Origin of the sequence: Halopenitus persicus, from assembly GCF_002355635.1 — an archaeon.
Classification (GTDB): Archaea; Halobacteriota; Halobacteria; order Halobacteriales; family Haloferacaceae; genus Halopenitus; species Halopenitus persicus_A.
On the sequence record NZ_AP017558.1, the window covers coordinates 2,071,295 to 2,095,160 of the forward strand.

Annotated in this window: 19 protein-coding genes and 2 tRNA genes; 5 read left to right on the plus strand and 16 right to left on the minus strand. The window is 66.8% G+C overall.

Features of this window, described 5'->3' with window-relative positions; translation table 11 throughout:
• Positions 1-64 precede the first annotated feature (64 nt).
• Positions 65-391 carry a hypothetical protein gene (locus tag CPZ00_RS10110; protein ID WP_096390769.1) on the plus strand — a complete coding sequence of 109 codons (327 nt, stop codon included), beginning with the start codon at positions 65-67 and terminating at the stop codon, positions 389-391.
• A 178-nt stretch (positions 392-569) separates the two neighbouring features.
• On the opposite strand, the gene CPZ00_RS10115 is transcribed toward CPZ00_RS10110, so the two are convergent.
• Positions 570-654: transfer RNA gene (locus tag CPZ00_RS10115), tRNA-Ser, on the minus strand.
• Between the two features lie 178 nt (positions 655-832).
• On the opposite strand from CPZ00_RS10115, the gene CPZ00_RS10120 reads away from it, so the two are divergent.
• The 3 genes from CPZ00_RS10120 (at position 833) to CPZ00_RS10130 (ending at position 3,034) form a co-directional block, all read left to right on the plus strand.
• A complete protein-coding gene (locus CPZ00_RS10120) occupies positions 833-1,600 on the plus strand; it encodes a nucleotide-binding protein (protein WP_096390770.1) in 768 nt (255 codons plus the stop codon).
• Entirely contained in the window at positions 1,597-2,250 is a 654-nt protein-coding gene (locus tag CPZ00_RS10125; RefSeq protein ID WP_096390771.1) for a hypothetical protein, read from the plus strand. Before CPZ00_RS10120 ends, CPZ00_RS10125 begins: the two co-directional genes overlap by 4 nt.
• 67 nt (positions 2,251-2,317) lie before the next feature.
• Positions 2,318-3,034, plus strand: a complete 717-nt coding sequence (locus CPZ00_RS10130; protein WP_096391676.1) for a hypothetical protein — start codon at positions 2,318-2,320, stop codon at positions 3,032-3,034.
• Between the two features lie 39 nt (positions 3,035-3,073).
• Here CPZ00_RS10130 and CPZ00_RS10135 read toward each other — a convergent pair whose 3' ends face one another.
• From CPZ00_RS10135 to CPZ00_RS10190, 11 genes are all read right to left on the minus strand, one after another.
• Positions 3,074-3,745, minus strand: coding sequence for a cyclodeaminase/cyclohydrolase family protein (locus tag CPZ00_RS10135; protein WP_096390772.1), 672 nt, complete (start codon positions 3,743-3,745; stop codon positions 3,074-3,076).
• A 96-nt stretch (positions 3,746-3,841) separates the two neighbouring features.
• Entirely contained in the window at positions 3,842-4,672 is an 831-nt protein-coding gene (locus CPZ00_RS10140; protein WP_096390773.1) for an SWIM zinc finger family protein, read from the minus strand.
• Positions 4,673-4,990: 318 nt separating this feature from the next.
• Positions 4,991-5,197, minus strand: a complete 207-nt coding sequence (locus CPZ00_RS10145) for a cold-shock protein (protein ID WP_096390774.1) — start codon at positions 5,195-5,197, stop codon at positions 4,991-4,993.
• Positions 5,198-5,468: 271 nt separating this feature from the next.
• Positions 5,469-5,541 (minus strand) — tRNA-Arg (locus CPZ00_RS10150).
• 82 nt (positions 5,542-5,623) lie between these two features.
• A complete protein-coding gene (locus tag CPZ00_RS10155; RefSeq protein ID WP_096390775.1) occupies positions 5,624-6,202 on the minus strand; it encodes a 2Fe-2S iron-sulfur cluster-binding protein in 579 nt (192 codons plus the stop codon).
• Positions 6,203-6,369: 167 nt separating this feature from the next.
• Positions 6,370-7,608, minus strand: coding sequence for a hypothetical protein (locus CPZ00_RS15745; protein ID WP_199243430.1), 1,239 nt, complete (start codon positions 7,606-7,608; stop codon positions 6,370-6,372).
• A 52-nt stretch (positions 7,609-7,660) separates the two neighbouring features.
• The gene (locus CPZ00_RS10170; protein ID WP_096390778.1) at positions 7,661-11,755 is read right to left on the minus strand and encodes a surface glycoprotein; all 4,095 of its coding nucleotides are present in this window, start codon (positions 11,753-11,755) and stop codon (positions 7,661-7,663) included.
• 267 nt (positions 11,756-12,022) lie between these two features.
• Entirely contained in the window at positions 12,023-12,331 is a 309-nt protein-coding gene (locus CPZ00_RS10175; protein WP_096390779.1) for a phage repressor protein, read from the minus strand.
• 62 nt (positions 12,332-12,393) lie between these two features.
• On the minus strand, positions 12,394-12,711 hold the full coding sequence (locus CPZ00_RS10180; RefSeq protein WP_096390780.1) for a hypothetical protein: 318 nt from the start codon (positions 12,709-12,711) through the stop codon (positions 12,394-12,396).
• Between the two features lie 528 nt (positions 12,712-13,239).
• Entirely contained in the window at positions 13,240-14,892 is a 1,653-nt protein-coding gene (gene thsA / locus CPZ00_RS10185) for a thermosome subunit alpha (protein ID WP_096391677.1), read from the minus strand.
• A 380-nt stretch (positions 14,893-15,272) separates the two neighbouring features.
• Positions 15,273-15,815 (minus strand): KH domain-containing protein, encoded by a 543-nt coding sequence (locus tag CPZ00_RS10190; RefSeq protein WP_096390781.1) that lies wholly within the window; start codon positions 15,813-15,815, stop codon positions 15,273-15,275.
• A 226-nt stretch (positions 15,816-16,041) separates the two neighbouring features.
• On the opposite strand from CPZ00_RS10190, the gene CPZ00_RS10195 reads away from it, so the two are divergent.
• Positions 16,042-17,328 carry a hemolysin family protein gene (locus tag CPZ00_RS10195; protein WP_096390782.1) on the plus strand — a complete coding sequence of 429 codons (1,287 nt, stop codon included), beginning with the start codon at positions 16,042-16,044 and terminating at the stop codon, positions 17,326-17,328.
• Positions 17,329-17,364: 36 nt separating this feature from the next.
• Here CPZ00_RS10195 and CPZ00_RS10200 read toward each other — a convergent pair whose 3' ends face one another.
• From CPZ00_RS10200 to CPZ00_RS10215, 4 genes are all read right to left on the minus strand, one after another.
• Positions 17,365-18,786: a dihydrolipoyl dehydrogenase family protein gene (locus CPZ00_RS10200; RefSeq protein WP_096390783.1), complete on the minus strand. Its 1,422-nt coding sequence runs from the start codon at positions 18,784-18,786 to the stop codon at positions 17,365-17,367.
• Positions 18,787-18,881: 95 nt separating this feature from the next.
• The gene (locus CPZ00_RS10205; protein ID WP_096390784.1) at positions 18,882-19,853 is read right to left on the minus strand and encodes a sugar kinase; all 972 of its coding nucleotides are present in this window, start codon (positions 19,851-19,853) and stop codon (positions 18,882-18,884) included.
• Positions 19,854-20,033: 180 nt separating this feature from the next.
• Positions 20,034-22,586, minus strand: coding sequence for a DNA mismatch repair endonuclease MutL (gene mutL / locus CPZ00_RS10210; protein WP_096390785.1), 2,553 nt, complete (start codon positions 22,584-22,586; stop codon positions 20,034-20,036).
• A gap of 296 nt (positions 22,587-22,882) precedes the next feature.
• The gene (locus CPZ00_RS10215) at positions 22,883-23,797 is read right to left on the minus strand and encodes a helix-turn-helix transcriptional regulator (RefSeq protein WP_096390786.1); all 915 of its coding nucleotides are present in this window, start codon (positions 23,795-23,797) and stop codon (positions 22,883-22,885) included.
• Between the last annotated feature and the right edge of the window lie 69 nt (positions 23,798-23,866).

Genomic DNA, 23,866 nt, shown 5'->3' on the forward strand with positions numbered 1-23,866 from the left:
GGCGTCCGTCGCTCGGACGCGCGTCTGACGGGGTTTTTATTCGATCGCGGTCCCAGCATCGTCCGTGAGCGTCGTCGTCGCGATCAAGCCCTCGGCACGCAAACGGAACGCGAAGGTCGGCACGCTCGTCCTCGAGGACGGCGTCCGCCACGTCTTTCGGAGCCGCGAGGCCGCCGAACGGTGGGCCGCCGACCTCTCGACCGGCGACGGCCACGTCTGGGTCGCGGCCGCCCATCCCGCGGACGGAAGTCCGGTCGACTGCTATCTCGTCTCGCGAGCGACGAACGCGAAGCTCGAGGCGGCCTACGACAAGCGCCGCCGACGGGCCCGCGGCGATCGGGATGCGGACCAGCGGTCGCTCGAGGGAGTGACCGGCGGTCACCCACGGTGATGACCGACGGTCGCTCGAGGGAATGGCCGACGGTCGCTCGAGGGAATGGCCGACGGTCGCTCGAGGGAATGGCCGACGGTCGCTCGAGGGAATGGCCGACGGTCGCTCGAGGGAATGGCCGACGGTCGCTCGAGGGAATGGCCGACGGTCGCTCGAGGGAACGTGAATCGCGGAGAAGCGCCGAGGAAGGGATTTGAACCCCTGAGTCCGAACGGACAGCAGATTTCGAATCTGCCGCCTTGGCCAGGCTAGGCTACCTCGGCTCGTCCGCTCGTAATCGCGGTCCGATGAAAGGGGTTTCGATCCCGACCGGGGGCCGGCCCGCAGTCGTCCGGTTTCGATCCGAGCGGTCGGCCGTCAGCGTTCGAGTTCGATCCGGATCGCCGGGCGCCGCGTCCGGTCCCGTGTCACTTTTAGGAGCCGGCGGCGAGGTGCGAACCGATGGTCGAGGCGTTCGCGGTCGCCAGCGGCAAGGGTGGGACCGGCAAGACGACGAGCACGCTCGCGCTCGGGATGGCGCTCGCCGAGACGCACGACGTGACGGTCGTCGACGCGGACACGGGGATGGCGAACCTGCTGTTTCACGCCGGGCTTTCCGAGGCCGACGTCACCCTCCACGACCTGCTCGTCACGGGCACGGCACGGGACGTCTCGGCGGCCACCTACGAACGGTTCGGGATGTCGGTGGTCCCCTGCGGCACGTCGCTTGCGGGATTCGAGCGGGCGGATCCCGACCGGCTTCGCGAGGTCGTCGCCGAGCTGGCGGCCGGGACCGACGTCCTGCTGTTGGACTCGCCGGCAGCCCTCGGTTCGAAGTCCGCCGTCCTGCCCGTCGTGTTGGCCGATCGGGTCATCATCGTCGTGGAACCGACGATTCCGGCGCTGTCGGACGGGCTGAAAGTCCAGGAGTACGCCCGGTCGTACGGCACCGAGACTGCGGGCGTCCTGTTCAACAAGGTCCGCGAGGACGTCGACCGGATCGTCGAGCAGGCCGACCGACACTTCGGCGGGCCGACGCTCGCGCGGGTCCCCGCCGCGGACGCCGTCCGGCGCGCCAGACAGGCGGGCGAGCCGCTGTTGGCACACGCGCCCGATTGCCCCGCCGCGGCGGCGTTCCGCCGCGCCGCCGACGCGATCACGGTCCGGAACGGGGACGGCGATGCCGTCGCGGACCGGTTCCGCAGCGCGGTCGTTCCGGAGACGATATGACCGCCGACGCGGACCGGAATCCCGCGCTCGCTGACGCACCCCTCCCGGTCCCCCGCGGCGACCTGCGCCGCTCGCGGGTCGTCACCGATCCGGCCGTGGTTCTCCGGTCAGCGCTCGAGACGCGGCTGGACGGCTATCTCACACTCGTCCCGCAGGAGACGCTGCTGCTCGGCGGGGACGCCAGGGCGGTCGTCGCCTTCGAGGAGGGCGTCCCGACGGTGGCGTACAACACGCGGACCGAACGCGGCGGTACCGCCGCCCTCTCGGACGTGGCGCTCACGGGCCCCTACCGGGTCGAGGTCTACGAGCTCCCGCCGGATGCGCTCGATCCGATCCACGAGACGGCGGACCTGGCCGTTCCGCCCGGTGCACCGGCGCGCGAGCTGGCCGGCGACGACGCTCTCGCCGACCGAACCCGCGAGCGCGCGCCGGATGACCGACCTCCAGGCGGTGATCCGCGGGAGGGACCGAGCGGGGTCGAGGCGTTCCTGGCCGACGACGACCGGATCGCGGAGATCCGCGAGCAGGCGCGATCGGAGGCCGCCGACCGGGCCGCCGAGTGGGGACTCGGCGATCTCGAGGCCGACGCGGACGGTCCGGAGACGGGAACTGCAGGTCCGATCGACGCGTCGGACGCACGGAAGCCGTAGGCTTAACCCCACGGCGCCGGGCAGGGTCCGTATGTCGACGACCACGATACGGGAAACGGTCGCCGGACTGGGGCGACGCGCAAACCCGGCGTTCGCCGGCGGCGTCGTCCTCGTCGCGGTCTGTGCGCTCGGGTACGCCCTGACGGTCGCGTCGCTGCGACACCACACCTACGTCCACGTGATGGCGGGCGTCCTCTGGACCGGGATCGACCTCTTCATCGGCGCGGTTCTCGGTCCGGTACTCGGCAGCCTCGAGAAGGAGCAAAGCGCCGCGGTCTTCGAACGATTGACGCCGAAGACGGCGTTCCTGCTGCCCTCGCTGGCCACTGTCACGATCGCGTCCGGGATCGTGTTGGCCCAGCGGGTCGGACTGTTTCCCAACGCCGAGCCGTGGATCGCGCTGTTCACCCTCGTCACCCTCGTTCCGGTCCTCCTGCTGCTCGGCTGGCGGTTCGACGCCTTCGGCGACCGCCGCTGGCGGATCGCCTTCGCGGTCGTCGCGGTCGGGTCGGTCGCCTGGGTGGCGACGACCGTCGGATCGCTGCAACCGACCACGCCGGCCGTGCTCGTCTCGTTGGCGATCGTGGCGATCCTCTCCGTCCAGGGCTTCGGCTTCCTGTTGCCCGGCGAGATCCGGATGTATCGAGAGATGACCGCCGCCGACCCCGACCCCGGCGTCATCGCCGGGATCGGCCAGCAGAACGCGAAGCTCGGCGGCGTGCAGGGGGTCCTCCAGCTCGTGTTGATCCTGGTGATGGTCTACCTACGATATCGCGGGTTCTGAGCCCGTCGAGGCCGGTGATTCCGGGCTGCGCGGTCACCTTCAGTCCCGATCCGGGGCAGCGGTCGCCGAACGCACGGCCGCGAGTGCTCGATCCGCGTCCGCCTCGATCGCGTCCGCGCGTTCCGCGAACGTCGCTGTGGGCTCGTCCGCGAGCGCGTCGAGGTTGGCACGAACGGTCGCGGCCGACGCCCGAACCGCGGCGTGTGCCAGGTAGGCGCCGGTCACGCCGTCCGGAACGGCGTTCCGGTTTCCGTACTCGACCACTGCGACCGCGTCCGCCAGCACGTCGCGGGCCGTCGCCGCCGTCTCGATCGGGACCTCGGTGGCCCGCTTCGCGGCCTCGTGTCGGCGGTCCGCCCCGACGTCGGCGGCGAACGCCTCCCCTACGGCGTCGACCGCGGCGACGTCGGCGTCGGCGAGATCGAGCAGCCGACCGCGGCGGTCCCCGAAGTCGTTTCGAAGCGCGGCGAAGTCCGGATCAGTCGCCTCGACGTCGGCCCGTCCGTGGGTCGCGGCCGTCTCCGCGGCGCCCGTTGCGGCGTCAGTTGTAGTGCGGTCGTCCCCGTGTCCGATCGTGTGAATACAGACCATCTCGCACAGTGCGGCCCCCATCGCGCCCCCGACCGCCGCGACCGCGCCGCCGCTCGGCGTCACGCGGGTCGAGGCGACGTCCCCGAGGAACGCGTCGATGGATTGGTCGGCGATCGTCATCGTGTTTCCCGTCCTTCGGCCGGCCGTGCCCGCGGCGTCGTCGACTCGTCCATATCGGTCCCCTTCGTCGCGTCCCGAGTAAGCCTTTTCCCGACCTCATTCGGCCCGGTCACGCAGCTCCGCGGCCGCCCGTTCGAAACGGTTGGCGAGGAACGGCGTGCCGGACGCCGCTCGGTCCTCGAGGAACGCGGCGGCGTCCTCGATGTCGCCGTCAGCCGTCGCATCCTCGTCAGCCGCCGGCTCCCCGTCACTCGCCGCGACGCAGTCGACGTAGCCGTCGAGCGCCGTCGTGAACGCCCTCGTGAAATGGTCGTACGAGCCGTCCACCAGTTCCATGTGGTCGTCGAGCGATTCGATGAGCGCCCGGTGGACGGCCGCCGCCGAGTCGTACCGCCCCTGTTCCCGATGGCTCGCCGCGAGCTCGAGGTACTCGTCGAAGTCGATCGGGTCGAAGACGACCGCGTAATCGGGGTTCGTCTCCTCGAACAGGCGATCGATCTCGGCACGGAACTCCGCGACCGATCGCGTGGTCGATCCGTCGAACCGAGCGAGGAACCGATCCCGGAGCCCGACGTCGGACGCCAGCTCCTCACGAAGGAACGCCCGGAGGGCATCGGGGTCGGCACGCTCGAGCACGGCATCGATCCGGTCGCGCTCGTCGGTCGGCGGGTTCGCCATCCATCGCAACAGCACGGCGACGACGTGCTTGCACGTTCCGGGTCCGTCGTACGGACAGCTACACCGCGCGGACTCCGGACTCGAAGGGTCGACGCGGACGTCGTATCGTCGACTCCCGGCGACCACGGCCGTCAGCTCGTCGTCGAATCGGCTGATCCGTTCGATTCGTCCCTCCTCGAGGTACGTCCGACCCCGTTCGAAGACGGCGTCCGGACACAGGTCCCGAATCTCCTCGTCGGTCAGGTCCATCTCGTTCGGATCGTATCGCCGCCGTGCACCTAGAATCCATATTATAAAGAGCAAGGAGAATATCCGCGCCTTTAGGCGTCCCCAGAAATCAAAGATTTCTGGTGTGCGAACGAGACCTCTGGTCTCGTTAACGCGGGATGAATCCGACAACTCATTGTACTGGAACTGTCGTGTGTCCGTTTCCGGACGCGTCTCCGGGCGTGGAGGCGTCCGAGGAGTACACGACCGCTTCCGAGAGCGTAAGCTCGGCGGTAATCGTTCGAGGAATCGAAGAATCGAGAAAGGTCCGCCGCCGTCAGCGACGGGCGTGTCTCGGAATTACTGCCGGACGACGTTCGCCGCGCGAGGCCCCTTGGGCGAGGACTCGATGTCGAACTCGACCTCAGTACCTTCCTCGAGGTCCGGGCCGCCGACGTCCTCCATGTGGAAGAACACGTCTTCGTCGTCGTCGAGGTCGCCGTCGTCAGTCGAAATGAAACCGTAGCCGCCAGTGTCGTTGAAGAAATCAACCTTACCGTTTGCCATTACAACCACACCGAGGGGTGGGCGAGGGATAACCCTTCCGAGGGTCGAGGTACCACGACCCTTCACTACGATCACGGCGTCAGCGACCGACCGTTTCAGTTCGGGAGACGCGATCCGCAAGCGCTACTCGCCCGATCCAGTCGGTCGCCGATCTCTATCCGGTGAACCGCATTGGTCGCGGTTCGATAGGTCCCGTAACGGGCGCGACGGGATCCACGCGAGCGAAGCGAGCGTGGGTCAGTCGCGGCTATGAGTGAGCGTCGCGAACGAACGGGCGCGACGGGATTTGAACCCGCGGCATCTTGGTCCGGAACCAAGTGCTCTGTCCACTGAGCTACGCGCCCTCGTGGTGTCGTATCCGGTTCGATCGGTTAAACGGTTCGGAAAAACGCTCGAATCGTCGACGACGTCTGCAGCGTCGTGTGGCTACGGCGCCTCGCCCGTCTCGATGCTGAAGGAGTCGCGCGGGTAGGCGACGCAGGTGAGCGTGTAGCCGTCCTCGATCTCGGCCTCGCCGAGCATCTCCTGGTTGTCGTGGACGACGAAGTCCTCGGAGGGGCCGTCGGTGATGTGGGCCGCACAGGAGACGCACTGGCCCTGCCGGCAGGCGTAGGGCATGTCCCAGCCCTGGTCCTCGCCCTGGTCCAGGATGGGCTCGTTGTTGGCCAGCTCGACCGTCTCGCCCTCCTTGACGAACTCGACCTCGTAGTACTCGACCTCGTCCTCCGGGATGTCGCCGGGGCCGGCGGACTCCTCGGCGCCGCCCTCCGCGAGCTCGCCGGTCTCGCCGTCACCGCCGCCGCCGATCGCGACCGCGCCCCCGCCGCCGATCGAGCGGTTCATCGGCTCGGGGAAGTCGGTCTCGGGCACGGTGGCCGCGCGGCGTTCGAGCACCTCCTCGGAGATGTCCTCCGCCGGACTCCAGCCGGTCCCGTCGAGGGAGGAGAAGAACACGACGACGAGCACGATCGCCGCCGCGACTCCGATCGCCAGTGGATCAACCATACGCGCGAGTACGGAGAGGTCCCATAAGGGGGTTTTGATCGGTCCGAGTTGCTGGGAGGCGGGCGATCCGGTCGGCGTTGCGACGCGGAGCGGTGGTGCGGTGGCTGATCGGGCCGGGGATGCTGGAAAAAATGGAGGGCCGGAAACGTGCGGCTCGGGAACTCGCGCTACTCGCGAGTGATGTAGTAACCGATTCCGATGAGCGCCAGAATGACGATCAGTCCGCCGGCGATGAGGGTCGTGTTCGACCCGCCATCATCTGGCTGGTCGGGCGTCTCGCCCGGCGCCTCTTCGGTCGGCGTGTCGGTCGTCTCGGTCGTGTCCGTGGGGGTGTCGGTCATCGGTGTTTCGACTGGTTCGCTTGGCGTGTCGGTCGGCGTGTCGGTTGGCGTATCGGTGTCCGTCGGCGTTTCCGTCTCGTCGCCGATGGCGGCACCGCCACCACCGCCACCGCCGCCACCGCCGCCACCGCCGCCACCGCCATCGCCGTCACCGCCATCGCTGGTGTCGTCGGCTTCGGCGATCGCGAACGGTGACAGACCGTTACTGGTCGCGGTGAGAGTAACGCTGCTTCCGCTGACGTCGACGTCAGTGTCGAGTTCCTCCCACGAGCCGCCGGTGTAGTGCAGCAGTACGGCGTCGTCGGACGGGATGCTGCCGAGTGCGGATTCGGAGACGGTCGTCTCGACCGTGACGTCACCCGTCACGTCGACGGCGTTCCCGTTGGACGTGGCACTGATGTCGAGGTAGACCGCCGCCCCTTGGCTTGGTTCCGGCGCGTTGCCGGTGGGACGTGTCGACTCCGTGACGGACACGCTGTCAGCGCCGGCGTTCGACGGGAGAGTGACCCCGACGCGTTCGGCGTTCCCGCCGGAGAGGGTGACCTCCGCGCTGCCGTCTGCGCCGACCGGACCGTTTCCGCTGGCAACGGTGTTTTCATCCTCACCGTCATCCGGCGTGTCAGTCGGCGGTGTCTCTGTCGGCGGTGTCTCTGTCGGCGTGTCGGTCGGCGGTGTGTCAGTTGGCGTGTCGGTCGGCGGGTCTTCAGCTGGGACGCCGCTGAAGTCGATTCGTTCCGACGCCCCGGTCTCCCAGGTCGTCATCGCTGATTGGTCTCCGACCCTGATCTCGAGGGATTCGTTCTCGGCGGTGTCGTCGGGGTCTTCGATCTGTACCTCGTAGTAGCCGTTCTCGTCGGTCTGCGTCTGTGCGATCGTCGTGCCGTCGTAGACGACTTCGATCGCTTGGCCGGCGACCGGGTTGCTGGAGTCGTCGTTGACCGTGCCGAACACCTCGTGTGGCGGGGCTGGTATCTGGGCGGCGCCCGCGCCGACGGCGCTGAGACAGAGGACAGCGACGACGACGACGGTGCACAGACGGCGACCGTGTGATGTGGATCGTGTCATATGAAATTTGAATACCTCCAATAAAAATTGGAACGCGAGTTAGGGGAGACCTTTACTCGTCTTGAGTAAATGTCGTGGATTCGCCGTACACGTCGTCGTCGGTGACGAAGACCCAGTAGGATTCACCGGGCTTGAGGTCGCCACTGTGTGCGGTGTAGGTGTAACCGCTTCCCGACTGCGTGTAGACTGCGGTATCGGTGGCGCGGTTGTCGAGCGTGCTCAGGGCGTTCGTCTGTGTCTGCTTCCCTTCCTGCCAGTGGCCGACGAGGTTCCAACCTTCGGAGAGTTCCTGCTGGCCGGGCGTCGCGGTGTCTTGGGAGTCGCCACCGACGACGTTATACGCGTTCACGTCCATCGTGGCGGACTGATCCATCTCGAAGACGTAACCCTGGCCGCCCTCGAGCGCGGTGAAGTCGTTGTTCGCGTCGGACTTCGCCGGATCGTAGCTCTGCCAGGAGCCGTCCTCGTACGTCCAGACGACGTCGATCGGCTGGGTATCGTACTGAGTCAGATCCACGGTGTTCGCAGTCGCCTCCGGAATTGACACGAAGTTCGTGCCCTCCGAGAGGCTCAGTTGCGTCGTGTGGATCGTGGTCTTCGAGTCGGCCTGCACGGTCCCGCTGCCGGAGCGTTCCGTGATGTCAGCTGCCGTGTTGACGGAAACGTTCGGCTCGTCGCCGGTTTGGACGGCGTTGCTGACTGTGAGTGTGACCTGGCCTGACTCCAGATCGGACGTTGTACCGGTCACATCTTCGCCTTCAACCGAGAGGGTCTCGGTCTCGGAATCGGCATCACCATCGTTGATAGAACCTGCAAGCGGTTCGTTGAACTGCACCGTGATGTCGGTGCTTGAACCGTCGTAGCTGCTGATGGTCGCGTCGGTCAGGTACGGCTGCGTCGTGTTGACCGTCGCGGTGTTACTACCGAGACCCGGCGTCGCGGTTTCTCCTTCCGCATTTGCGACCTCCACCGTGTTAAGATTGTATTCACCGTCGCGCGGCGCGGTGAACGTTCCAGTGTAGTAGTCGCCGTCGGCAGTCAGGGTGATCGTCTCGGAGATCACTCCATCTTCGTCCGCCAGCGACTGCGAGGACTGGATCGTCGCGTTGACCGTGTCGAAGCTAGTCGCCGTGGAGACGTTGACCGAGACCGTGTTGCCGTCGGCCGTGAACTCCTCAACAGTCACCGTCGTGTAGGTGAAGTTCCACGACTCGGTGGTCTGTTCACCGTTCGTGTCCGTCGCCTCGACGGTCACATCGACGTCACCCTCGGCGTAGGCGGGTGCGTCTCCGGTGGATGCGATCTTCAGCGTGCCATCACTGTAGGTGACACCGTTCGTTGCATCCACACGACCACGATCGATGAGCTCCCCGGTGGAGTCTTCGAGCGTAACGTAGATGTCGCCTGAGTTGACGCCGACGCCGCCGTCGTCAGTGATCGTCGCCGTGATGTCCTCTTGAGATGTGACGATCGCGTTGTTGGTCGGTGAGTCAGGCGTGATGGACGGTCCGGTCTGATCGATCTGGACCGTTTCGGTCGTCTGATCGACGTCATCGTTGCCCGCGGCGTCAGCGGCGGACTCGATGCTACCGAAGTACGTCCCGTCGGCCGAGACCGTGTAGTTCGTCGTGTAGTTGTACGTCCCACTCGAGACGGACTCGTTGAAGTCCGACTCGTTCAGCGTGACGACTGCCGGGTCGTCGTCATTGATGCCGTCACCTTCGGTGTCGTTGATCGTGACGGTGAAGCTGTCGAGCTGCTCGTCCGAGTCGAGCGAGACGTTCAGCGTCCGCCCGTCCTTCTGGACGAGATCGAAGCTTGAAACCGTCGGCGCAACGCCGTCAGCTGCCTCGATCGTCTGTGCAGATTCGACGCCGTTACCGGCATCGTCCGTGATGCTACCACCCGTTTCGAGCGTCGCGTTCGGCGTCGCGTTGGCGGTGAGGGCCGAACTGAGCTCGAGTTCGAGCGTGGTGGGATCACTGTCACTGTTGGCGTTGATGCCATTGACTGTTACGCCATCGTTGTCATCATCGGTAACCGAGAAGTCATCAGTTTCCGCCGAACTGTAGGTGTCGTTCAGCGTGACGTCGATGCGGTCCACGCTACCGTCCGAGCTTTCGTCGGTCGTGGCCGAGTCGATTCCGAGCGACGCGGTGTCGATCTCGAAGGTTCGAGTGTCCTCGTTCGCGAGGCTGTTTCCGTTGGTTCCCGTGGCGTCGGAGACCGTCGTCGTCGCGTCGACTTCCGCGTTGGAGACGTTGATGTCGACGGTCCCGGACCACGTCTTGCTATCTTCACTCCACGAGCCCTCGTTGATGGACACGTCTTCGCCACCAACTGTCAGCGAGGCCGTCGGATCGACGCTCGTGTCCATCTTCTTATCGAAGGTGATCGCGAGCGTCTGATCGGTACCGTTGACGTTCTCGCCGTAAACGCCACCCTCCGAGATGGACGTTTCGTTGATACTCACGCCGTCACTCGCCACCGTCGGTGCCGACGTCGATCCGACGCTGAGCGTCCGCGTCACGTCGACGTCCGGCGTGTCGGGATCGAGTCGGAGTGCGACGTCAGTATTCTCGCTCGGGTTGACCGTGTCGTTGTATTCGAGGATGATCTGGTTGCCGGAGTCAATCGTCGTCGAACTACTGGTGTCAACCGTTAGAACGGTCCCATCAGCGCCGCTGACTTGGTTTACGCCACCAGCATTCGAATCTGAGCTGGTGAAGTCGAGATCGTCTCCTGAGATTTCACCGTCTTCGTTCAGATCGACACCGAACTGAACGATGTCTTCCGGTCCGACGTTACTGATATCGGCACCGTTTGCACCGCTTCCAGTGTCGTAGTCGATCTCGTAGGTCTGGACGTCAGTCTGTGACCCGAGCGTCCACGTGACGGTGTGGTTGGCGCTCTGCTCGGTTCCGTCAGGCGAGGCACTGATGGATGCGAGAGTGTCCACGGTCACGTCGTCGGTTAGCCCGGAAACATCCTCAGCATTGTTTCCACCGTTGTTATCTGTAGCGTCGATGGCGTCATCGACACTTGCGGTGTACGTTCCCGTACCGTCATCGTACGCTTGGGTAGTGGTCAGTTCGTACCCGTACGTCCCGTCATTATTCTCGGCGGACTCCGAGAAATCCGAGCCGTCGAACTGGTACTGGTTCTCACTGTTTGGACTATCGACAGTGACTTGGATATCCGAGTCCTGTTCAGTTATCGGCTCACTGCTGTTGAAGGAGAGATCAAGTTCCTCGTTCGATTCGGACAGCGACACCTGCGTGATACTCGGCGCTGCGCCGTCGGTTGTACTACTGAATGTCTGATCTGTGTGTTCTTTGTCTTGCTGATCGGCATCTACAATATCATCCGATCCGGCAGCATACGTCACCTCGGGAGTGACATCAGTATCTGGTGAACTTTCTTCCACCAGATCGATCGTCACGGAGCCAGTGTCGTCCACAGCGTAATCAGCATTGCCGATCTCGTAATTTTGGATGCTGACACCGGGGAACCCATCGCCTGAATCGCCATCAGAGATGCTGACATTCTCGCTGAAGGTTACCTGAATCTGGTCGATCTGACCGTTTCCATCGCTGTCAGCGGTCGTGGCGTCGCTTATCTCGGGTGCGACGTCTATCTCCGTTGGTGAATTGGCAGTGGCAACCCCGTCGTAACTGTACTCTGAATCCGAATTGACTGTTGTGTTTGTCTGGATAGTGTACCCATCAGTCGGCTCGGACGCAATGTCGGCTGTGACGGTGAAGGTTTGTGACTCGTCAGTCGCTATCTCCACGTCAGCGTCAACGTTTCCGAACCCACTCTCGTTGCTGCCCACTTTCCCAGCACTTTCTCCGTAAACTGAAATCTGGTCAACATCCGAGTCCGTTGCAGTACCATCATTTTCAACGGTAAATGAACTTATTGTGGTACTTCCGGCATTGCCGGCTGTGACTGTTATCTCTTGTACGGCGACGTTCCCAGCGCCCGCGTCGACATATGTCGGACCCGAGTTGGCCTGGGTAACCGTCGATTCGTTTCCTGCCGCAGCGGCCGCTCCCGTGAACGCGACGCTCGCCCCGACGACGGAGACGAGCATCACGATCGCGAGGAAGACCGCGCGCGACTTGTCTCGATATTCCCTTGACATAGTTGGTTATCTATGTGCACGACAGCCACGTTCGCTTCCGACGACTACTGAAGGAAGCTGTCGATAGCACATACCATCGGTATATCTCGACTCTACATAAAATTATTCACTACGCACTCTCGGGATTTATTCCGACCATTCGACCGTTTAATGGGTTCCTACTGACGCATCTCGACGTTTCCTCGGGTCAGAACCGGTCGCTCCGAGATCGATATCGGTGGTTTAGTTGAACTATGTCCAACGCGATGGCGAGGCGGTCGTCGCGTCTTACGACTCGTCGTCGCCGTCGCGCTCGGACAGCTCCCGCTCGATCAGCGCCTCGAAGTCGAGGTCGTCGTCCTCGTACGCCGCCTGGTTCCGCGCCGCGATCTGTCCCCAATCCGTGATCACGTAGAGGCCGCTGTTCGGCGCGGGACCCACACGCTCCAGCAGCCCGTAGTCGGTCAACACCGGCAGACGGGTGTTGATGTAGGACCGGTTTCGGTCCAGAACATATGCAAGGTTTGCGGCGTTGTTTCGACGACCGTCGGAGAGTGCGGAGAGGATCTCGAAATCGGTCGGAACGGTGAGCCGCATTTACTCGTCCTACCGTGTACCCCCGATAAAGACGTTGTCAATTATCACCGTGAGAACGATTTTTATGGGGGGTATGTTACCGCTCCGAAATACCTACCGCCGTCATCCGATCGCCGTCGGTGATAGCGACCGTGATCGACGACGCTCCAACGGGTAGCACGGTCCTCTCGGAGCGCTTCCCGAGCAACCTCCAGGTCCTCGATCGCCCGTTCGTGGCTCTCGATCGCCTCCTCGAGACACGTCTCGATCCCGTCGTCGTCGAGGCCGAACTCCTCGTGAGTCGCATACAGGAGGTACTGCTCCATACACGCGTTCGTGTGTGACTGGGCGTCGATGAGTGCCTTCATCACCGTCCACTCGTGGTTGCTCACCGGTCCCATCCTTCCTCCCGGCTCCGCGGTCCGCTCCCCGACACGCACAGTGTGGACGACCTCATATCCGACATATGTATGGATTTTGAGACACGAGTTTGTACGCCGTTCGACCTCCCTCGTGTCGGCCGCTTTCGGCGCTCGACGGTCGCGACGTCGAACTGTCCGTCGGATAAACGGATCGATGACCACCGGCGGGTATTCGGCCGTTGCCCCCTATACGAGTCGAAATCCGGGTTCGGAGAGTAGAGGGTACATACGGAACGACGTCGCTGTCGTAGATCCACCACCATAAGTTGCTATTGGTACATACTATCGGCACTCGTTATAAAGTATCAGTTCATCCACAGTCTTACCGCCACTTTCAGCAGGATCGGCCCTTGTGGCTATCCGCCGTGGAGATGTTAAATCCGGTTCAATATCCGAAAAATGTTCGGACGCTGTTCGCGATCGACGCGGCGAGGGGCCGGACGCGATCGGGGTGACGGCGAAACGACGGGTCGTGTGGGTGTGGTGGTGGCTGTCCTGAACCGACGCTTACATTGCGCCGCCCATGCCGCCCATACCGCCCATGCCGCCCATACCGCCGGCGCCGCCGGGACCGCCGGCGCCCGCGTCGTCGTCATCGTCGGAGCCGCCGCCCTTGAGGTCGCCGGCAGCGATGACGTCGTCGATGCGGAGGATCATCACGGCCGCCTCGGTGGCGGACTCGATGGCCTGGGTCTTGACGCCGAGGGGCTCGACGACGCCCTCCTCCTCCATGTCGATCACGTCGCCGGTGTAGGCGTCGAGGCCGGCGCCGAGCTCGCCGCCGTCGTGGCGGGCGCGGAGGTCGACCAGCGAGTCGATGGGGTCGAGACCGGCGTTCTCGGCGAGGGTGCGCGGGATGACCTCCAGCGCGTCGGCGAACGCCTCGACGGCCAGCTGCTCGCGGCCGCCGACGGAGTCGGCGAAGTCACGAAGCTGCAGCGCGAGTTCCGTCTCGGGCGCGCCGCCGCCGGGCAGGACCGCGCCCTCCAGCAGCGTCGTCCGGACGACGCCGAGCGAGTCGTCGACCGCGCGCTCGACCTCGTCGACCACGTGCTCGGTGCCGCCGCGGAGGATGAGCGTGACCGAGCGGGCCTGCTCGACGTCCTCGACGAAGATGCGCTCGTCGCCGCCGATGTCCTTCTGTGCGACGGAGCCGGCGAAGCCGAGGTCGTCCTCCTCGATGTCCTCGAGGGTGGCGACGATCTGGCCGCCGGTTGCGCGGGCGAGCCGGTTCAGGTCGTCGGACTTGGCGCGGCGGACCGCGAGGATGCCCTCCTTCGCGAGGTAGTGCTGGGCCATGTCGTCGATGCCGCCGTCAACGAAGACGACGTCGGCGCCGACCTCGACGAGCTGGTCGACCATCTCGCGCAGCTGCTTTTCCTCCTGGTCGAGGAACTGCTGGAGCTGGTCGGGGTCGGTGACGTTGACCTCGGTGTCGATCTCCGTCTCCTGGACCTCGATGGCGCCGTCGAACAGCGCGACGTTGGCGTCCTCGACCGCGTAGGGCATGTTCTCGTCGACGCGCTCCTTGTCGACGATGACGCCCTCGACGAGCTCGGACTCGTCGATGGAGCCGCCGACGACCTTCTCGACGGAGACGTTCTCCGTGTCGATGCCGTCGTCGTCGGCGACGGCGAGCACCGCGTCGACGACGAGGTCGGCCAGCACGTCCTTGGCGGACTCCGCGCCCTTGCCGGTCATCGCCGTCGCGGCGATCTCGGTGAGCGTCTCGCGGTCGTCCTCGGTGACCTCGATGGCTTCGTCCTCGAGGATCTCCTTGGCCTTCGCGGCGGCCTGGCGGAATCCCTGCGCGAGCGTGGTCGCGTGGATGTCCTGGTCGAGGAGTTCCTCGGCCTGGTCGAGGAGTTCACCGGCCACGACGACGGCGGTCGTCGTTCCGTCTCCGACTTCCTCCTCCTGCGTCTCGGAGACCTCGACGATCATGTTCGCCGCCGGGTGGTCGATGTCCATCTCCTTGAGGATGGTGACGCCGTCGTTCGTGACGACGACCCCGCCCGTCGAGTCGACGAGCATCTTGTCCATCCCTTTCGGACCGAGCGTCGTGCGGACCGACTCGGCGACGGCCTTGCCGGCCGTGATGTTCATCGTCTGCGCGTCCTTGCCGGACGTGCGCTGCGACTCCTCGGAAAGTACGATCATCGGCTGGTTGCCCATTCGCTGTCGCTGACTCATAGTACAGCGTGTGATTGTCTGTAGTTCTATAAAAGGATTACGCTACCGGTCGATGGAAGCGCCCAACGGGGTGGGGGAGAACCCGTGTGGTATCCGATCGCATAGCACGGTTTATAAGCATTTTCGGGCCTGGATCACGGTTATATTTATAAGCCATCCCCGATCGTGAAGCGAATCGGCCCCGTTCAGCCGCCGTGGTTCCTGCTCAGCCGCCGTGGTTCCTGCTCAGCCGCCGCGTTGGCTCGCTTGTCGCCGCGTTGGCTCGCTTGTCGCCGCGTTGGCTCGCTTGTCGCCGCGTTGGCTCGCCCGTCGTCGTGGTGGCGACGCTTCTCCGCCTGCCGTCGCGGTCACTGCGGTGCCGAGAAGCTGACGTCGTCGTCGAGCTCGTTGGACTTCCGCTCGAGGAAGGAGTAGACCGCGCCGTGGGGGGCGCCGTCGAGCAGCATCCCGACCGCTCGCCGCACCGCGGAGACCTCCTCGGCGCCGCCGATGATGCCGACCGTGGATCCGTAGATGACGACCTCGGCGCCCGTCAACTCCTCCATCAGCTCGCGCGTCCGGCCGTTCTCGCCGATGATCCGACCCTTCTTCCGCTGCAGGTCGTTGTCGTTTCGCGTGTGGTCCGCCAGGTCGATCAGCTCGAACCGCCGCAGGTCGTGGTCCAGAAGCGAGAGCGCGACCTCCGGGGTGAACCCGCGGCCGATCGCCTTGACGATGTCGGGGGCCACCATCGCCGCGACCGGATCGCCGGTCGAGTCGATCGCGACCGACCCCGTCTCGGAGTCGACGTCGAGACGCACGTCGGCGCGGTCCTCCACCTCGCGCAGCGTCTCGCCGCCCTCGCCGATGAGGACGCCGATCCGGTCTTGCGGAACCGTTACGTGTCTCATACGCTCGATTGTTCACGGATGCTTTTAAGAGTGTTCTCGTCGTCGTCCCCGTGGTGACCGGTGGCGCGGTCCGTGTCGGTTTCTGTCGATCACCGCATCGCGACTCGGTGGAGCGAGACGTGGGTCGGCCCCTCCGACGCCTCCTGCTCCGCTGCCGCGGACGTCTCCTGCCGGCTGCCGCGGACGCCTCCCCGGTTTATAATCCTCCGGACGTTCTGGGGACGGTATGATCCTCGATTCGACCGCGATGGCGGCGGGCGTGATCGCGATCCTGTTGGGCTGTAGCGCGTTCTTCTCCGCCAGCGAGATCGCGATCTTCTCGCTGGAACGCCACCGGATCGCGGCGCTCGCGTCCGGATCGGACCCCGACGGAGCGGCGCTGGCACGCCTCCGGGAGGACCCCCACCGCCTGCTCGTCACGATCCTGGTGGGCAACAACGTCGTCAACATCTCGATGGCCAGCCTCGCGACCGCGACGCTGGCGACGATCTACGGTCCCGGGGCGGGCGTGACCGTCGCCACCGCCGTGATGTCCGTGCTCATCCTGGTGGTCGGCGAGATCGCGCCCAAGTCCTACGGCGTCGCCAACGCCGAGCGGATCGCGCTCCTGGTCGCACGCCCGATCGCGGCCTTCGAGCGCGCCATCTCCCCGGTCGTCACCGTCTTCGAGGGCGTCGTCTCGGTGCTCGACCGACTGACGGGGTCGAAGCCGGCCGCCGCGACCGAGCTCACCCGGGCCGAGCTGGAGCGACTGATCGCCACGGGCGAGGACGTCGGCGCGATCGACGAGCGCGAGCGCCGGATGGTCCAGGGCGTCTTCGACCTGGAGATGACGAGCGTCCGGGAGGTGCTCGTGCCGCGTCCGAACGTGATCGCCGTGGACGAGACCACGCCGCTCTCCGAAATCGTCGGCCTGTGCGCCCGCGAGCGCGTGACGCGCGTCCCGGTCTACCGCGACTCCCTCGACGACGTGGTCGGGATCGTCGACGTCCGCGACGCGGAGCGTGCGCTCCGGGAGGGACTATCGCTTGCGGACGTCCTCCGGGAGCCGGTCCTCGTGCCCGATTCCCGGCGCGTGGGCGCGCTGCTCGCGGAGCTGCAGGCGCGCCGGGCCCCGCTCGCGGTCGTCGTCGACGAGTACGGCGAGACCGAGGGGATCGTCACGATCGAGGACGTCCTCGAGGAGATCGTCGGCGAGATCGCGGAGGTGGGCGAACCCCGCAGCCTGCGACACACCGACGACGGCCTGCTCGTGAACGGCGAGGTGACCGTCGGCGAGGTGAACGACGCCCTCGGGATCGAACTGCCCCGTGCCGGCGACTACGAGACCATCGCGGGGCTGGTCACAGCCCGTCTCGGTCGGCTCGGCGAGGTCGGCGACGCCGTGGCGGTCCCCGAGACCGGCGTCACGATCGTCGTCGAGGAGACCGACCGGAATCGCATCGAGCAGGTTCGCGTGCGGCTGGACGACACGCCCACGGACAGCGCCGACCGCGGCGATCCGGACGACTGACGTCCTCGGCGTCGGCGGCCGCGTCGGTCCGCCCCGCTATTCCCCGTTCTTTGCCACGCCTGCGGCACACTCGCGGATCAACCCGTCGAGGATCTCGGGCGTCGTGGGGTGGTACGCGCGGTCGGGGATCGCCCGGACGTCGAGCTCCATCTCGACGGCGAGCTGGAGCGTCTTCGCCATCACGTCGGCGTGGTAGTGGAGCCCCTGCCAGCCGAGCACCGTCCCGTCGTCGGCGTCGACGACGAGCCGGGCCAGTCCGTGCGGGGCGTCCTTCGATTTAAAAACGCCGTCGTCGCTGGCCTGCCGAGTCGCCGTCACGATCGAGTGGCCGGCCTCGACGGCCGACCGGGGGGTGTGGCCGACCCGCGCGAACGGGTAGACCGCGGCGCCCGAGAAGATCACGTGGTGATGGACGTTCCCGTACGGCTCGATCGGCTCGCCGCGTGCGTGCGAGAGGATGTTCTCGGCCGTCCGGTACCCCTGCTCCTTGGCGACGTGGAGGATCGGCTCGCGACCGTTGGCGTCGCCGACGACGAACGTTCGGTCCGCGTTCGGGGGGCGCATCGTCGCGTCGATCCAGCCGTCCTCGGGCGACAGCGACGTGTGCTCGATCCCGATCCGGTCGAGGTTCGGCACCCGACCGGTGAAACAGAAGATGTCCTCGGCCTCGACCGGCTCGGGACCCCTGTTGCCGTCGGCGTCGACCAGGTCGAGCCGGATCCCGTCGTCGGTCTCGGTGACGCGATCCTCGTAGACCTCGGTTCGGACGTCGATGTCGAACTCCTCGCGGTAGATCTCCAGCAGGGCGTCGCCGAACTCGGGGTCCGCCTCGTCGATCGGACGCTCGTCGTGTTCGATCACGGTGAGGTCGACGCCGGCCTCGGCCAGGTACGGCGCCATCTCCAGCCCGACGTACCCGAACCCGAGCAGGACCGCCGACTCCGGCAGCTCGGTCGCGTGCAGCAGGTCCCTGCTCGTGTGGTAGCCGGCTGCCTCGAGGCCGGGGATGTCCGGGACGTTCGGGACCGACCCGGTCGCGATCACGACGTAGTCCGCCTCGATCGTCCGGCCGCCGACCTCGATCGTGTGGTCGTCGACGAACGTCGCCGGCGCGTGGATGAACTCCGCGTTCTCGTCGGTCGCGATCTCGTGGATCGACTCGCGCCGGTGGCCGGCCCAGCCGCGCGTCCGGTCGTTCTTCTCCGCGACGATCCGCTCCAGGTCGAGCCCGTGCGGCTCGCCGGTCAGCCGGTCGTCGACCCGGCCCTGGAACCGGTGGGCGGCCGCCGAGAGGAGCTCCTTCGAGGGCATGCATCCCTCGAGGATGCAGAGTCCCCCGCCGGGCTCGCCGTCGTCGATGAGCGTGAGCTGGTCGACCCGGGTTCCGACGGCCGGGGCGAGCCCCTCCGCGACTGCGGCACCGGCGCTCCCGTACGCGCCGATCACGACTACGTGCATACCGATCGTCGCGCTCGCGCGGTAGTAAGCGTTGTCCACCGCGACCGCGTCGCCCGTTCCGACGTCGGGGACTCATCCGACCCGCAGTCGTCGGCTCATCGATCCAGGGCGCTCGGATCGGCGATCACGGCGTCGACCGCTTCGCGGGAGACGATCGCCGCCTCGCCGTCGATCGTTCCCGTCAATGCGGCGGTGGCAGCGCCCAGCTCGAGCGCGTCGGGGACCGATCCCCCCGCGATCCGTTCCGTGAGGAACCCCGCGACGAACGCGTCGTCGGTGCCGGACGGGTCCCGGCTGTCAACCCGGTACGCGGGGCCCTCGTGCACCGCCCCCGCGTCGATCGCGACCGCCCCGGTCTCCGCCCCGTCCCGGGTGAGCACCACGGTCTCGAGGTCGAACTCGGTCCGCAGCGAGTGCACGATCTCGACGGCGTCGCCCTCACACGACAGCACGGACCGGGCCTCGCTGCGGGAGACGAACAGCGTCTCGACGTGGTCGAACGCCTCACGGTAGACGCGGTCGGCGGGGGCGGTCCGATCGGCGTCCCACAGCCGGTCCCGATGCCGAAGCGCGAGCGAGCGTCGAACGTCCGCCTCCCCGGCGGCCTCGAGCAGGTCGAGCGCGGTCTCCCGCGCCCGGTCCGAGACGCCGAGCGTCGCGCCCGTCGTGTGAACCCGGTCAGTCGACTCGACGACGCCGTCCGGCAGATCCGCCGGCGTGACCGTGGTAAACGCGGATCCGGCCCGGTCGTCGATCGCCGTCGTCCCGTGTGTCGCGGCGCCACGGTCCTCGTAAACGGTCCCGACGCGCCCCGCCTCGGCGTCCGTCCAGGCGATGCCGGTCCGAACGCCGTGGCTCCGAAGCGCCGCGACCACCCGGCGTCCGAGCGCCGAGGCGGGAAGCTTCGAGAGCCAGGCTGCGTCGACGCCGAGCCGGGCGGCCCCGACGGCGGCGTTGCTCTCGGGGCCGCTCACCCGCACGTCGAGGGACGGGGTCGTTTCGAGTCGGCCGCCACGTGGCGGCGAGAGACGCATCGTCGCCTCGCCGAACGTCACCAGATCCGTCACCGCTCCCGCTCCATATCGGCCCCACAGAAGCCGGGTATATAGGTGATGTGGCCGAAGTCCCGCTGAACGTCCGGAACGAGTCGCTGAACGTCCGGAACGAGTCGCTGAACGTCCGGAACGAGTCGCTGAACGTCCGGAACGGACCGCTGCGCCGCCTCCCCGCTTCGGTGCGGCCGACGACTACTCCCGCCGTCGCCCCGCGTGGCCGGGATAGTCGCGCTCGAACCGGTCGGCGATCTCGTCGTCGTCGAACGCGATGATCACCGGGCGGCCGTGGGGACACGCGTAGGGGTTCTCGCAGTCGTCCAGCGCCGCCAAGAGGTCGACGATCGACCCCTCGGTCAACGACGTGTTGCCCGTCACGGAGGGGTAACACGCCAGATCCGCCAGGAGGTCGTCGACCACGTCGCGAACGGGCGCGTCGTCCGCGCTCGCTTCGTCGACCAGCGACCCGAGCACGTCCCGAATCAGTTTCGGGTCGAGCGTCGAGTCGAAGACCGCCGGCACGGCGGAGACGACGATCTCCCGATCGTCGTCCCGCCCGGGATCGGCGGCCCGTTCGGCCCGGAAGCCGATGGCCGCCAGGTCATCGAGGAACTCCCCGAACAGCGCCGCCTCCCGTGCGGTCACCTCGATGGACACCGGTTCGGCCAGCGCCTGTGCGGGCGCGCCGTCCGCGAACAGCGCCCGGAGGCGCTCGTAGTTGACTCGCTCGTCGGCCGCGTGCTGGTCGATCAGCACCAACCCGTCGGGGGATTCGGCGACCACGTACGTCTCCCGGTGCTGTCCGAGCACGCGGAGCGGCGGCAGCGAGTCGTAGGTCCGTTCGACGGCGGTCGTTCCCCCGATCGGCCCGGGATCGGGACCCTCGCCACCGTGCGTCGCGACCCCCTCGGCCGCTCCGGTTGCGTCGTCTCCGGCGGTCGGAAGCGTGCCCTGATCGGTCGCCGTCGGGGTCGGTCTCGAAGCGCGGTCCGTCGCGTCGTCCGCGGTGGCTACGCCGGTCGCGTCGTCCCTGGCGGCTACGCCGGTCGCGTCGTCCCTGGCGGCTACGCCGGCCGCGTCGCTTTGGGTGGCCGCGTCGGTCGATCCCGTCGGAGTGGTCGCCCCCGTTTCGCCGTCGTCCTGGCGGTTGCCGTCGTCCTGACGGTCGCCGTCGTCCGACTGCCACCGTCTCGGCGAGGGCGGTACGCTCGCTCCGCCGGTCGTTGACCCCGGTTCCGGGTGCGCTTCGGATTCGCCCAGTCCGGAGACGGACCAGGCGTCCTCGTCCGTCGGCGAGATCGCGGTCGTGTCCGCCTCGGTTTCCGGATCCGTTTCGGGTCCCGTGCCGGATCCCATCTCGGTCTCCGGTTCCGTTTCGGTGTGCGTTTCTGCTTTCGTTTCCGCTTCCGTCTCCGTTCCCGCTTTCGTCCCGCTCTCGAGTTTGTGATCGTTCACATCGGCCGCATTCGCGGCGTTCGCGGCTGCCTCGCGCTCGTGTCGCGTCCCCGCACCGCCGACCGCTTCGTCGTCGGGGCTGCCGTCCTCGCCCGGAGAAACGGTCGTCTCCGCCGGCGCCGACCGCCCGCGCGGCGCCGTCGACCGGATCACGCCGTGGTCGAGCAGTGCCGATTCGACCGCCGACGTCACCGTCTCGCGTACCGCCGCCGGCTCATCAAAGCGTATCTCAAGCTTTCGGGGGTGAACGTTCACGTCCACCGTTCCGGCCGGCAGCTCGACGAACAGGACGGCGAAGGGGTACCGGTCCGGGGCGAGCTGGCCGCCGTAGGCGTCGACGACCGCGTTCCGCAGCGTGCTCGCGGTCACGTATCGGTCGTTGACGAACGTCGAGAGGTACTCCCGGTTCGCCCGCGTCGTTTCGGGATGCGAGACGAGCCCGTGTACGCGCTCGACCGGCGTTCCGGCCACGGCTTCCGTTCGTTCCGACTCGGCCTCGTCCTCGACCGCGTCGTCGACCGCGATCATCGACCGGGCGACGTCGCGACCGTAGACCGCGAGCACCGCGCTCTCGAGGTCGCCGTTCCCCTGGGTGGCGAACGTCTCGCGGCCGTCGTGCTCGAGCGACACCGCGACGTCGGGGTTCGCGAGCGCGTACTGCGTGACGACCCGGTTGACGTGGTCGAACTCCGTGGCGTCGGTCTTGAGGAACTTCCGGCGGGCGGGCGTGTTGAAGAACAGATCGGCCACCTCGACGGTCGTCCCGACCGGACAGCCGGCCGGCCGGACGTCCCCGACCTCGCCGCCCTCGACGGTCAGCTCCGCGCCCGCGTCCGGCGGGAGGTCGACGTCGGGTTGCTCCCCATCCCGAGACGCGGTCGGGTCGTGTGCGTCCGGTCGGGGACGCGATCTGACGGTCAGCCGGGAGACCGCCCCGATCGTGTACAGCGCCTCGCCGCGGAAGCCGAGCGTCCCGACCCCCGAATCGAGGTCCTCGATGTCGGCGATCTTCGAGGTGGCGTGTTCCGCGACGGCGTCGGGCAATTGGGCCGGCGGGATGCCGACGCCGTCGTCGCGCACCCGGATCCGGGACGTGCCGCCGTCCGTGACCGACACCGATATCCGGTCCGCGTCGGCGTCCAGGGCGTTCTCGACGAGCTCCTTGACCACCGACGCCGGCCGTTCGACGACCTCGCCGGCGGCGATCCGCTGGACGGTTCGTTCGTCCAGGTGCCGGATCGACGCCGTCTCCGGACCGCCAGCGGGCTTCGTCCCTCGTTCGCCCTCCTCCATACTCCCTTCGTCGGAGGGCGGTCCACTTGAACGTGCGGTCACGTGGCGACGCGGATCGCGCGGCGTCGCCGACGTGGGTTCCGCGTACGGTCGCTTCGTCCGGGTTGCGCACTGCTGTTACAGGAGTAGTAACTCGTACTCGAGGGATCGACATCCAACAGCGGATACATATACCTCGGCGGCTCGCGAACGTCGACCCGCGGGCGATCCGTGACGCTCGCGATGCCGCAGCTCGACGATTCGGCCCTCCTGCCGCCCTACCGCGATCGGGATCGCACGTCCGGTCGACCGTGGGGTCACCCGTCGTTCGGATCGCCGTCGAATCCGTCACCGTCGTCGCCGTCGTCCTCGATTGCGCCGTCGTCCTCGATTGCGCCGTCGTCCTCGATTGCGCCGTCGTCCTCGATTGCGCCGTCGTCGATCACGCCCTCGAGCGGCCGCGATCGATCCCGGACGCGATCGAACCACGTCAGCGCCCACTCGTGGACCGACTCGTCGGCACACTCGAGCAGGGCTCGTGGCGTGTTCTGGTCGTCGTAGGCCATCAGACACGTCCGTGGCCCCTCGCGATCGGTGAACAGTCCGACCCCGAGCGGGTCCGGATGAACGCTCACTGAGACGTCGCAGCGGTCGACCGCGCGCGTCAGCGCCTCCGGGAACGTCTCGGCGGAGGTTTCGAGGACGCGCTCGTCGATCACCAGCCGGATGCTCGTCCCCCGCCCGAGCAGTTCCATCGCGGCCTCGTTGAACGTCCGCGAGACGATGGGCGAGACGCTTCTGACGGCGGCCCCCTCGGTCTCCTCGAACCGGTCGATCAGGCGGTCGACCGGCGCGAGCGGATCCTGGGCGGTCGCCACGGTTAGGCTCCCGTGTTCGAAGGCCGCAGCCGGCATCTCGGCGGCGATCGGCTCCGCGTTGGCGGCGAAGGGTGCGAACTCGCGGGCCCGCGCGGTCGCATCGAGGAGGCCCTCGTAGGCGGCACACACCCGCTCGCCGGTCGCGGTCAGCCGGTAGGTCGCGTCCCGTTCGACCACCCAGCGGCGCTCTCGAAACCCCGCGAGCACGCGTTGGACCGTCGTTCGCGTCGAGTCGACGCGGCGAGTGATGGCTGCCGGCCGCAGCGGCTCCTCGCGGATCGTCCGGAGGATCTCGATCCGGCCCGGCGACCCCGCCAGATAGCGGACGTCCTCGTGCGCGTCCTCGCTCGGCATCGGGCAGACGTTCGGCGAACGCGCCCAAATACGTGTCGCCACGGAGCGTGTCGCGTCCGACCGAGACGT

What these genes read in the sequence shown, in the direction of transcription:
- CPZ00_RS10190 (WP_096390781.1), bottom strand. Translation starts at nt 15,815, where the DNA reads ATGAGACACGTAACGGTTCCGCAAGACCGGATCGGCGTCCTCATCGGC.
- CPZ00_RS10200 (WP_096390783.1), bottom strand. Translation starts at nt 18,786, where the DNA reads ATGCACGTAGTCGTGATCGGCGCGTACGGGAGCGCCGGTGCCGCAGTC.
- CPZ00_RS10170 (WP_096390778.1), bottom strand. Translation starts at nt 11,755, where the DNA reads ATGTCAAGGGAATATCGAGACAAGTCGCGCGCGGTCTTCCTCGCGATC.
- CPZ00_RS10195 (WP_096390782.1), top strand. Translation starts at nt 16,042, where the DNA reads ATGATCCTCGATTCGACCGCGATGGCGGCGGGCGTGATCGCGATCCTG.
- CPZ00_RS10145 (WP_096390774.1), bottom strand. Translation starts at nt 5,197, where the DNA reads ATGGCAAACGGTAAGGTTGATTTCTTCAACGACACTGGCGGCTACGGT.
- CPZ00_RS10155 (WP_096390775.1), bottom strand. Translation starts at nt 6,202, where the DNA reads ATGGTTGATCCACTGGCGATCGGAGTCGCGGCGGCGATCGTGCTCGTC.
- CPZ00_RS10125 (WP_096390771.1), top strand. Translation starts at nt 1,597, where the DNA reads ATGACCGCCGACGCGGACCGGAATCCCGCGCTCGCTGACGCACCCCTC.
- CPZ00_RS15745 (WP_199243430.1), bottom strand. Translation starts at nt 7,608, where the DNA reads ATGACACGATCCACATCACACGGTCGCCGTCTGTGCACCGTCGTCGTC.
- CPZ00_RS10175 (WP_096390779.1), bottom strand. Translation starts at nt 12,331, where the DNA reads ATGCGGCTCACCGTTCCGACCGATTTCGAGATCCTCTCCGCACTCTCC.
- mutL (WP_096390785.1), bottom strand. Translation starts at nt 22,586, where the DNA reads ATGGAGGAGGGCGAACGAGGGACGAAGCCCGCTGGCGGTCCGGAGACG.
- CPZ00_RS10120 (WP_096390770.1), top strand. Translation starts at nt 833, where the DNA reads ATGGTCGAGGCGTTCGCGGTCGCCAGCGGCAAGGGTGGGACCGGCAAG.
- CPZ00_RS10215 (WP_096390786.1), bottom strand. Translation starts at nt 23,797, where the DNA reads ATGCCGAGCGAGGACGCGCACGAGGACGTCCGCTATCTGGCGGGGTCG.
- thsA (WP_096391677.1), bottom strand. Translation starts at nt 14,892, where the DNA reads ATGATCGTACTTTCCGAGGAGTCGCAGCGCACGTCCGGCAAGGACGCG.
- CPZ00_RS10135 (WP_096390772.1), bottom strand. Translation starts at nt 3,745, where the DNA reads ATGACGATCGCCGACCAATCCATCGACGCGTTCCTCGGGGACGTCGCC.
- CPZ00_RS10180 (WP_096390780.1), bottom strand. Translation starts at nt 12,711, where the DNA reads ATGGGACCGGTGAGCAACCACGAGTGGACGGTGATGAAGGCACTCATC.
- CPZ00_RS10140 (WP_096390773.1), bottom strand. Translation starts at nt 4,672, where the DNA reads ATGGACCTGACCGACGAGGAGATTCGGGACCTGTGTCCGGACGCCGTC.